Source organism: uncultured Boseongicola sp. (assembly GCF_937988555.1).
Classification (GTDB): Bacteria; Pseudomonadota; Alphaproteobacteria; order Rhodobacterales; family Rhodobacteraceae; genus Boseongicola.
This window is the reverse complement of the sequence record NZ_CALJXO010000234.1, coordinates 1-9,953: the sequence shown is the minus strand read 5'-3', so window position 1 is coordinate 9,953 and position 9,953 is coordinate 1. Positions and strand designations below refer to the sequence as shown.

The following is a 9,953-nucleotide window of genomic DNA, read 5'->3' as shown; positions in this document are numbered from 1 at the left end:
AGACCTGCAACAGGACTTTGGCGGCAGGCAGAAAAAGATTCATACAAAATTACGGAATTATGTATATCCGCAACTCAGGGACCAGCCCCGCCTGGGGAAATATATCCGGAAACTGAAAGAGTATCCGAAGGTTCTGTTGATGTGGACGTCATTGCTTTTGGGCTAGAATTTGAAATAGGCGAAAGAACTTCGGCGCGTAGCAGCTTTACCGATGTCGCTGGGCGAACAGCCGGTGCTTCGACAGGCTCGTTCTAACGCGAATTTTTTTCAATCAAATTTCAAAGGGAGGAGCCACTTCGGCTCCTTCCATCCTCACTAAGAAAAATCAGGAAACCAGTCTGGCAGCCTCCTCAAGGAACCCGTCGAGTTGATAGCCCAACGACTGGAAATCCCGCTTTGTCCGCACACCGACGTTTTAGCCGACAAAAATGCTGCGCCATGCACGAATGGCCGCAATGCGAAAGCTGCACCGCAGCGTTGTATGGAACGGCCAAAGTCCGGTTAGGGCCGTTTGCGTTGCTCAACACAAGGGCGGAAACTGGTCATTCGCCGCATCCGCACAATCCCTCGATACCCGCGAGGAAAGCAGCCATTCAGGGCTGGACTATTCTATCTGCCTTTCAGGTGAACTCGTTTTTCGCGTAGACCGCTTATGCACGCTCGTTGGCATTGTCAGATTAAATTCACTTGCTATACTTTTTGAGCGGATCTCGGGCTGTTTTGAATTGCTGATGTTTGGCTAATGCCAACCAAACATAGAGATTTGTCCAATCTTTGAAAGGATTGGAGCGGAAGAGGCGGCCATACTGGTTTAATCTGACAATGCCGCTGGAAAGCTTCGTCGCGAAGTCGCGTGACAAGAGGGCAGCTTTGAAATTCCTAAGGAAAGCAATGAGAAAGAAATCGCGACCCAAAGTCATTTTGACGGACATGCTTCGATCTGACAGCGCTGCACTGAAGGAGGTCGGTTCTGAAGGTCGGCAGGAAACAGGACGCTGGCTGAACAATCTTGCGGAGAATTCGCACCTACCTTTTCGACGAAGAGAGCGGGCAATGCTCCGCTTCCGTCGCATACGAAGTTAACAGAAATTTTTCTCCGTCCATTCTTCAGTTAACAATCACTTCAATCAGGAAGGCCACTTCTTCTCCCGAGCCAATTTCAAGCTTATCCGCGCCGCCGCTTTTGCCGAGTGGCGCGACTTCCGCACGGCTTAGAGGACAGCCTAATTTTTCTAGTAAAGATTGTTCGCATTCGTCTGACAGCACTCTTTCAGGCTTTCTGGAACAAGGAGTCCGTTGGGTTTGACATATCCTTAAAGTCCAATAGAGTTTAATATTATTAGACAGCTAAGTGTTAGCCAAAACAAAAAATCAAACGGGAGGAAAGTCATGATAAAATCCGTCGTCGGGACCGCCACAGTGGCGATCTCACTTGTACTTGCATCGGTCGGCCCATCGAGCGCGCAGACCTATAATTTGACCCTTTGTGGAGCCAGCCCGGGCGGGCTTTGGAGCCTTCTCGGCGCCGGCATCGATGCTGCGGTCAAGAAGTCGTTTCCGGGGTCTACAGTTACTTACCAGACCTCGGGCGGTGGTTTAGCAAACGTGGGACTTCTGGACAATGGTACATGCGATATCGCCATCATTCACGATGCCGAGGCCAAGGCGGCGATTCAGGGACTTGAGCCCTTCTCGGCGCCGATTGATAGCATGTCGACCATCGCACAGCTTTACACCTGGGCCCCCATGCAGGCGATCATCAACGCCGACTATGCGGAAGAAAATGGCATTTCTACACTTGAAGATATTGCCACCAAGCAACTGCCGATTCGCATTGTGCTGAACCGCCGTGGCAATATCGTCAGCGATATAGGTGCGTCGATGCTGAATGCTATTGGCGCTAGCCCCGACCAGATCGAGGCCTGGGGTGGCAGCATTCAGTATGCGGCCTCAGGTGAACAGGGCGATCTTATCCGGGATAGGCGTGTCGACATGTTGTTGAACTCGCTTTTCGTCAACCATAGCTCGATCCGCGAGCTTGCGTCATCGATCGACGTCAAGCTTGTGCCAATCTCCGATGAGACGGCACAGAAGGTCATCGATGAGTGGGATATCCAGCGTTTTACGGTGCCTTCAAGTGCCTATGACTGGAGTCCTCAGGATACCCTGACAGTCACCGTTTCGGCGCAGCTTTTCGTGCGCAACGACGCAGATGCGCAGCTTGTCACCGATATCACGCGCGCCCTGACTGAAAATTCGGTCGAACTGCAGGGGGTTCACAACGCCATGGCACCGCTGGATGTGAAACTGATGTCTGAGGCGACCACGGTTCCCTATCATCCCGCTGCACAGGCGATTTACGCTGCCGCAGGTTACTAGACTGAACGGATAGTCACGAGTAGGGCGGGCCATTGGCCCGCCCTTTGCAACTTAGATAGGAAGCTGGGCCGTGTTGCTTAATCTGCTTTTTGACACTGGCACGCGGCGACGCCCCGAGGGGATGATCGGCACGTTCGTACGGACCTTCGCAGCGGGTGTTTCGGTCTGGGTGATCTATGCAGCTGCTTTTTCGCGTCAGGACACGCTTGCGCTGACTATGACGTTTCTGGCCCTGATGCTGGTATTGACCTTTCTTTTGATTGGGCCCAGCGCAAGGGCCAGTCGAACACACATAATTTGGGTCGATCTGCTTCTTGCTTTTTCAGCCGGAGTGATCGGCGTATATTTCGTCTCGACCGCGGAAACGATCTCCCGGCGGATCACGCTTTTCGACCCGCTGAGCACATGGGATATCGCGTTTGGTTCTGCACTGCTTCTTCTGACGATGGAGGCGGTGCGCCGCACTGTCGGCATGGGATTGACGCTGATCGTAGTGATGTTTCTTGTTTACAACCTTTTCGGAGATCGACTGGATGGTGTTCTTGGCCACGGGCGCATAACCTATCAGCATTTCCTGGATATCACCGTCTTCACATCTGATGGTCTCTTTGGTGTGCCGCTGCGTGTGGCGGCTACATATGCATTTCTGTTTGTCCTGTTCGGAACGGCGCTGGCCAAGTCCGGAGGCGCGCAGTTTTTCTACGACCTTGCATCTTTTCTGACCGGTCGGTCTCCGGGTGGTCCGGCGAAGATCGCAGTGGTTTCCTCGGCGCTTTACGGAACGATATCGGGCAGCCCCACATCGGATGTCGTAACGACGGGCAGTGTCACGATTCCGATGATGAAAAAAATGGGATATCGGTCGGATTTCGCGGCGGCCGTCGAGGTTTCGGCCTCCACTGGGGGAAGTCTGTTGCCGCCCGTCATGGGGGCCGCCGCCTTCATAATGGCGGAGTACACAGGCATTGAATATGTCGATATCGCAATTGCTGCGTTGATACCGGCGCTGCTCTACTACGTCCCTATCTACACTCAGGTTCACCTCAGAGCATTGAAAGAGGGATTGGCGGGCGTGGATCGATCGTTGATCCCACCCTTTGGCAAAGTCATGCGCGATGGCGGACTTTTTATTGTGCCTCTGATCGTGATTAGTTGGTCGCTCCTCAATGGGTACACCCCTACTTATAGTGCCCTTTACGGGTTGGTCGCGGTGGTCGGGGTCGCGATGATCCGCGCTTCGAGCCGTTTGGGACCAAGCGCAATCTTCGAGATACTTTCAGAGTCCAGTTTGCGGATGGTCGCTGTCGCGGGTGCCTGCGCGGCGGCCGGGCTTGTGATCGGCGGGATCACAATGACTGGCCTTGCCTCAAAGTTCTCGACGCTTGTTTTTATGGTGTCGGGTGCAGATGTGCTTTTGTCACTTATGGTGGCCGCCGTGCTTACGATCTTGCTGGGCATGGGAATGCCGACACCCAGTGCGTACATCCTTGCTGCGGTCCTGATTGCACCCGTGATGCAAAGGCTTGGCATAGACGTATTGGCAGGGCACCTTTTCATTCTCTACTTCGCGGTCATGTCGGCCCTCACTCCACCCGTTGCCGTTGCGGCCTACGCGGCGAGCGCAATCGCAGACGAAAACCCGCTCGTGATCGCCGTGCAGTCGGTCAAGATTGCACTGGGCGCGTTTCTGATACCTTTTGCTTTCGTCTATCACCCCGGTCTTTTGCTTCAGGGAACAGTGTGGGAGATTGTGTTTGCAGTCACTTCAGCCTTCATCGCGCTCATCTTTGCAGCGATTGCTATCGAAGGATATTTGATGGGGCGTATCCGGCCAGCGCAGCGTTGGCTTCTTTTTGGCGGCGCGCTCTGTCTTCTTTTTGGCGGCTACCTTGTGACTGCGATCGGTGCAGCGGTTATCGTGATTACCTGCATGTGGACTCGAACGACAACCAAGACCGGTGCTGAGCAGAACTCAGAAGTCAGCTAGCATCACTCGGCCGCGTCAATGAGTGGTTTGGTGGGCACCAGTGTGCGCCAATCGACCTCTTTGGGGTAAACGCCTTCGTGGGAAGCGATCGTAGCCTGCCTCTGTGTGGCTGTGCCTGTTCCGATTGCCGCACCACCTTCCGCTACCTTGCGCGCCGCGTCGGTCATCAGGCGCCGGAACTCAACGATCGCCAGATCGGATGCCCCGAGAACATCCGTGTGTCGTTGGACGCACGCGCCCATGCTGACCCACATGACAATGTCCTGATTTGGGATGCCGGGAACGCCGGTGAAGTTTCCTGCCTTCATTGCCTCCCGGTCCTGCATGAAGTCATTTTCGAGCGTTCGCAGAGGGCGCCATTTGCGGTCGAGATCCTGTCCCGGCACTGCGTGATTGAACGCGCGCCATTCCTCGGTCGTTGGTACATTGGGACCGCCCCAGGCAATGAAATGGAACGCTGTCTCAACATCGTTGATCGGTACGATAACGCTAGCGACCGTGTAGTTGTTGTTCGGCGGGATCAGCGAATAATACGGTGCGACGAATTCGGTGATCCGCAGGTAATTGTGCGATGCCGCATTCTTTATGGGCTTGCGGATCGCGGCATAGTGGAACCCGTAGCTTGTGGTTTCCGTCTGCATCCGCGGAGACTTGTCGGTAGAGGGGCGATACCAGGCCTTTTCATCCGCGGCCGCTCCTTCGACACGCGCGGGCTTCATGTCGGAAGAATGCAGGCTTGAGGAATGGGCGCTGTCGATCTGTCCCTCGTGTATCTGCGCCCAATTGGCGGGAACGCGAATCTTCAGAATCGATACGACTGTATCTGCTTCTGGCGCAAAGGCTGGCGGATCAAACTCAGGCGCCGCATCGGCATCCCCGAGCCAGGCCCAGACGAAGCCGCCCCATTCGCGAACGGGGTAGGCGCGTGCTTTTACCTTGTCCTTCAGCGGGCTACCTTCGGGCTCGGATGACATGGCGACGACATTGCCATCTACATCCATCTTCCATCCGTGATAGAGGCAACGCAGGCCGCACTCTTCGTTCCTGCCATAGACCAGCGACGCCTTGCGATGCGGGCAAAGCTCGTCGAGCATTCCAAGACGTCCTTTGGTGTCGCGAAACGCCACGTAGCTTTCTCCAAGCACTTCGACGCGCAAGGGAGTGCCATCGGCTTCGGCCACCTCTTCGATCAGGCAGACCGGGGTCCAGTGCTGACGCATGAGTTCGGCCATCGGTGCGTCGCCGGTGACGCGGGTCAGGAGTTCGTTCTCTTCCGGTGTCAGCATATCTATCTCATTCAGCTATTCTGGTGACGCATCTGGCATTGAGGAAATTACTTAGGTATCTAAGTCAAAGCAAGCCCGAAGCATCTAGACCAGAGGCACACATGACAACTGAGACCCTGCGAGTGCGCCTGACGTCGCGCCGAAACCTCACACCGCAGATACGCGAATTCACCTTGGCTGCCGCTGAAGGAGGGGCGCTTCCCGATCATACTCCCGGAAGTCATATCACTGTTCGCACGCCCTCCGGCGCGATGCGGCGCTATTCACTGGTTAATGATGGAGAGGCCCCTGAACACTATACGATTGCTGTGAAGCGCGAGCCTCAGTCACGCGGAGGATCGCAGTCCATGCATGATGACGCGACGGTTGGAACAGAACTTGATATAGAGCCTCCCATAAACGATTTCGAACTGACCGAGGCAAATGATTACCTGCTTATTGCCGGTGGCATTGGCGTGACGCCGATCTATTCCATGGCGCGGAAGTTAGATCGGGAGAACAGCCCGTTCCATATCATCTACTGCACCCGCAGTCCCGAAGATACGGCATATCTGGAAGATATGCAGAGCGCCTTTGGCGACCGGCTGACACTGCACCACGACGGAGGCGAGCCGGATCGGGCGTACGACTTTTGGGATCACTTCGAAGAGCCAAAAGACCAGCACGTCTTTTGTTGCGGACCAAAGCCGCTGATGGAAGAAGTGCAGGGCGTCTCTGGCCATTGGAACGAAGGGCGCGTGCATTTCGAGGATTTCAAGCCCGTCGAGGTCGTGCGGGCAGACGACACTCCCTTCGAGGTCGAGCTGAAGGCAAGCGGAAGGACAATCCAAGTCCCCGCCGACAGGACGATTCTCGAGACGATCCGGCAAGCAGGGATTCCAACGGTTAGTTCGTGTGAAAGCGGCACCTGCGGGACATGTAAAACCATCCTGATTGACGGAACACCTGATCACCGGGACATGGTTCTGATGGAACACGAGAAAGAAAATCGGATAATGATCTGCGTTTCGCGCGCGTTGTCGGAGAGGCTTGTCCTTGACCTCTGATCCTGTCCGCGTTGGCGTCGCGGGCCTTGGGCGTGGATTCGTGCTTTCGTTACCGTCATTCCGGGCAGATCCACGCATCAAGCTGGTAGCAGCTGCCGCGCCCCGGGCCGAAAGTCGCGAAGCTTTCATAGGCGAGTTTGGTGGCAAGTCTTATGACTCCGTTGAGGCCTTGTGCCGAGATCCCGCGGTCGAGGCGGTCTACGTGGCAACTCCTCACCAGGTCCACAGGGACCATGTTCTTGCGGCAGCTCGCGCTGGAAAGCATATCCTGGTCGATAAGCCATTGGCAGTATCTGTCGCAGACGGTCAGGCCATGGTCGCTGAAGCAAAGGCTGCGGGCGTCCATCTGCTTGTTGGCCCGAGCCACAGTTTCGATCCGCCAGTCGCCTTGGCTCGGGCGATAATCGAAAGCGGTGAGTTCGGAAAACTCAGGTTCATACAGGCCTTTAACTATACTGACTTTCTGTATCGCCCCAGACGACCCGAAGAGCTGCGGACAGAGGAGGGTGGGGGCGTTCTGTTTTCCCAGGCCATTCATCAGATAGATATCGTCCGGTTGTTGGGAGGTGGGCTCGCGACGCAGGTCTTTGCGATGACAGGCGCATGGGACCCCGCGCGACCAACTGAAGGGGCAGCATCCAGTCTCCTTAAGTTTGCTTCCGGCGTCTTTGCGAGCCTAACCTATTCCGGCTACGCGCATTTCGACAGCGATGAGTGGATGGGTGGCATCGGTGAATTGGGCCGAAGAAAAGACCCTGCGGACTATGGAGGCGCGCGGCGCGCATTGGCGGATATGACATCCGATGACGAGACTGCGCTGAAACGCACCCGAACATACGGTGGATCCGTGGCTCCGGGAGCACCCGAGGCGCACGAGCACTTTGGACCGGTCATAGCGGTCTGTGACAGGGCCGATCTTCGTCTGACGCCCTACGGTGTTGATGTGTACGGCGATACCGAGATTTCGTTTCGTTCGGCGCCGGTCTCGGACGTTCCCCGCAAACCAATGATAGATGCACTGGTGAATGCCGTTCGCCACGACAGAGCACCCGTTCAGACAGGCGATTGGGGCCTTGCGAGTTTGGAGGTTTGCCACGCAATCCTTGCATCGGCCCGGTCCGGTAACCCAGTACGACTTGTCCACCAGGTCACAACGCGCCCAGAGCAGACTGAAAAGGGTGACACAGATGCATGAATTTGCAGTTGGCGACATCGTAGAAATAGAGACCATGAATGGCCTCATCTATGCACAAATCACGCACGACCATCCAAGCTATCCGCCAGTCGTCGTTGTGTTCGATGGAGCCTTTGATCGCCGCCCTGACCATACGCAGTCCATAACGGGCCGACCGCCACGCTTTACGGCGCTTATCTCACTCGCGTCGGCTCTGAGCCGGCTCGGCAAGCAAGTGACGTTGTTGGCAAACGAGCAGGTTAGCGATCCATTTCCTATCTTCCGAACACCTGTTCGGGATAAGCTGGGGGAGATAATCTATTGGTGGCTTTGGGACGGGCGCAGTCTGGCCGTGGACACCGGTACATCCGGACCAAACCGGGATGCGCCATTGCGCGAGGTCATGGGAGCGGCGGAGTTTTGGCGACGGCTTGAGGATCAACCCGACCAAGATGGATAGAAACATGACGATAGGAAGGAAGGAAACGGTCATCGAGCAAGAGAGGCTCGCAAGGCTAATCCGTCTCGCGGCACGCGCCTTCAACAGATCGCTGCAGATCAGACTGCAGGCCGAAGGGATCACATTCGGTCAGTGGATTTTCATGCGAATCTTGTGGGAAGAAGACGGGCTTTCGCAAAAGGTCCTCAGCCAGCGCGCTGGCCTTACCGAACCTACGACACACAGCGCGATCAAGCGGATGGAGAAGGCCGAGTTGGTCGAACGGCAAAAACTGGAGGGAAACAGACGAAAAATCCACACCTTCCTCACTGCCAAAGGTTGGAGCCTGCGTGAACGCCTTGAACCGCTTGCGACAGAGGCCAATCTTGTCGCAGTTGCAGGTCTTACAGCGGAAGAAGTTACGGTTATGCGCAAAGGTCTTTTGGCGGTGATTGAAAATCTTGGCGAAGACGAACGCCGCGCGGCTCATCGAGGGATCAAGGTTCCCGCCACCCGCGCCACGATCGAAGTTTGACTTGTGTGTCGACATGGGTGAGTCATTCTCATCGGATTGCGGAAGCCGGATAACGGATCGTCGGTTTCGCGAATTATCGCGGGACCCCCGGCGCAAGTCTTAAATCTTTTTCTAAGTTGCCGCACGGTTCAAGACGCCAACTGATCGTTTGGAGCTTGCTTCCAGTTCTTAAGGTTGCCTTTAACAAAGGCTTCCGCAAGCGCCTTCCGACTGCTCAACTTCGCATCGCTTTCCTTCCCTTTGAGGCGGTTTAAAACGTTCTGATCTTCTTATCCGTTAGAGAATGTCTACGCCTCTCTTCAATATTGCGTATTGGCTGCAGGACAGCGGTCCCAGGCCGGATCTCGATGGAGACTTTCTTGCGGCGGCTGTTCCGAGAGATTGTCTCATCTCCATTCTTTGCTGAGAACGATATGCCAGAAGCGATCTCATTTCAGGTCAGTCTAAACTGTCCCGTTAGAGTTGAAGTCAGAAAGGATAGATTCCGCTATTACGACGCGACTATGTTTCCTGGTGGGACCGTTTCACAAGCCGGGGTATCCTGCGCGCGCGACCCAGTAGTCCCAGGCGCGCTCCAAGGGTGTTCTACCAAGAAGCATCGCACTCGTCTTCTCGATTTCGCCGTCGGTTAGCGGGATCAGACCACCGATCTGCAGCGTTTCCTGAACGAGTGCTGCGTTGTCTTTTAGGCCGATCGAGATCATGCAGACCGCCTTGATATTGGAGGCGACGCAGATGCACCCGTGTCCGCGAAGCAAGGCAACGCGGTTGTAACCCAGCGTCCGCGCCAGCGAGTGACCCATCTCCATGCTGTCCACCAGCATATTCGTGTCGCCGAATTCCTCCTGGCTGTCCCAGGTTGGAATATCGGCGCCGATGACGGACGACATATGAAATATCGGCCGCAGCGAGATCTTGTTCATCGTGAACGGGATGATGGAACGCGCATGATGGTGCGTCACCGCGTTTACATCAGGGCGATCCTTATAGATCGCGCCATGAATATGGCGTTCTTTGTAGGGGGCTCGGTGATCTTCGTTCACTAAGTCGCCGTCGAGTGTGAATTCCATGATGTCGTCGCGCGTGACGTTTGCTGGGCTACGCGAA

The 9,953-nt window shown here is 55.5% G+C and carries 9 protein-coding genes and 1 pseudogene; 8 read left to right on the top strand and 2 right to left on the bottom strand.

Annotated elements, in window-relative coordinates:
* The 4 genes and pseudogenes from Q1B15_RS14415 to Q1B15_RS14400 form a co-directional block, all read left to right on the top strand.
* The coding region (locus Q1B15_RS14415; protein WP_299754745.1) for a hypothetical protein at positions 1-255 on the top strand (255 nt) is incomplete at its 5' end.
* Positions 256-828: 573 nt separating this feature from the next.
* Positions 829-1,215, top strand: a pseudogene (locus tag Q1B15_RS14410) (DDE-type integrase/transposase/recombinase); the annotation flags it as partial.
* 174 nt (positions 1,216-1,389) lie between these two features.
* Positions 1,390-2,379, top strand: a complete 990-nt coding sequence (locus tag Q1B15_RS14405) for a TAXI family TRAP transporter solute-binding subunit (protein WP_299754742.1) — start codon at positions 1,390-1,392, stop codon at positions 2,377-2,379.
* A gap of 70 nt (positions 2,380-2,449) precedes the next feature.
* Complete coding sequence (locus tag Q1B15_RS14400) at positions 2,450-4,366, top strand: TRAP transporter fused permease subunit (protein ID WP_299754740.1); 1,917 nt, start codon at positions 2,450-2,452, stop codon at positions 4,364-4,366.
* Between the two features lie 2 nt (positions 4,367-4,368).
* Here the strand turns inward: Q1B15_RS14400 and Q1B15_RS14395 are convergent, their stop codons facing one another.
* The gene (locus Q1B15_RS14395; RefSeq protein ID WP_299754738.1) at positions 4,369-5,652 is read right to left on the bottom strand and encodes a Rieske 2Fe-2S domain-containing protein; all 1,284 of its coding nucleotides are present in this window, start codon (positions 5,650-5,652) and stop codon (positions 4,369-4,371) included.
* A 101-nt stretch (positions 5,653-5,753) separates the two neighbouring features.
* Here Q1B15_RS14395 and Q1B15_RS14390 point away from each other — a divergent pair, with 101 nt between their 5' ends.
* From Q1B15_RS14390 to Q1B15_RS14375, 4 genes are read left to right on the top strand one after another with little or no spacing between them, the layout of a single operon-like run.
* Entirely contained in the window at positions 5,754-6,698 is a 945-nt protein-coding gene (locus tag Q1B15_RS14390) for a PDR/VanB family oxidoreductase (protein ID WP_299754735.1), read from the top strand.
* On the top strand, positions 6,688-7,893 hold the full coding sequence (locus Q1B15_RS14385) for a Gfo/Idh/MocA family oxidoreductase (RefSeq protein WP_299754733.1): 1,206 nt from the start codon (positions 6,688-6,690) through the stop codon (positions 7,891-7,893). The genes Q1B15_RS14390 and Q1B15_RS14385 overlap by 11 nt, the downstream gene beginning before the upstream one ends.
* Positions 7,886-8,332 carry a hypothetical protein gene (locus Q1B15_RS14380; protein WP_299754730.1) on the top strand — a complete coding sequence of 149 codons (447 nt, stop codon included), beginning with the start codon at positions 7,886-7,888 and terminating at the stop codon, positions 8,330-8,332. The genes Q1B15_RS14385 and Q1B15_RS14380 overlap by 8 nt, the downstream gene beginning before the upstream one ends.
* 4 nt (positions 8,333-8,336) lie before the next feature.
* Positions 8,337-8,846, top strand: a complete 510-nt coding sequence (locus Q1B15_RS14375; RefSeq protein ID WP_299754728.1) for a MarR family transcriptional regulator — start codon at positions 8,337-8,339, stop codon at positions 8,844-8,846.
* 524 nt (positions 8,847-9,370) lie between these two features.
* Here Q1B15_RS14375 and Q1B15_RS14370 read toward each other — a convergent pair.
* A partial coding sequence (locus Q1B15_RS14370; protein WP_299754725.1) for a class II aldolase/adducin family protein occupies positions 9,371-9,953 on the bottom strand: 583 nt, incomplete at its 5' end.

Bases quoted from the DNA above. Each gene is read 5' to 3' on its own strand.
- Q1B15_RS14375 (WP_299754728.1), top strand. From the start codon at position 8,337: ATGACGATAGGAAGGAAGGAAACGGTCATCGAGCAAGAGAGGCTCGCA.
- Q1B15_RS14405 (WP_299754742.1), top strand. From the start codon at position 1,390: ATGATAAAATCCGTCGTCGGGACCGCCACAGTGGCGATCTCACTTGTA.
- Q1B15_RS14390 (WP_299754735.1), top strand. From the start codon at position 5,754: ATGACAACTGAGACCCTGCGAGTGCGCCTGACGTCGCGCCGAAACCTC.
- Q1B15_RS14380 (WP_299754730.1), top strand. From the start codon at position 7,886: ATGCATGAATTTGCAGTTGGCGACATCGTAGAAATAGAGACCATGAAT.
- Q1B15_RS14395 (WP_299754738.1), bottom strand. From the start codon at position 5,652: ATGCTGACACCGGAAGAGAACGAACTCCTGACCCGCGTCACCGGCGAC.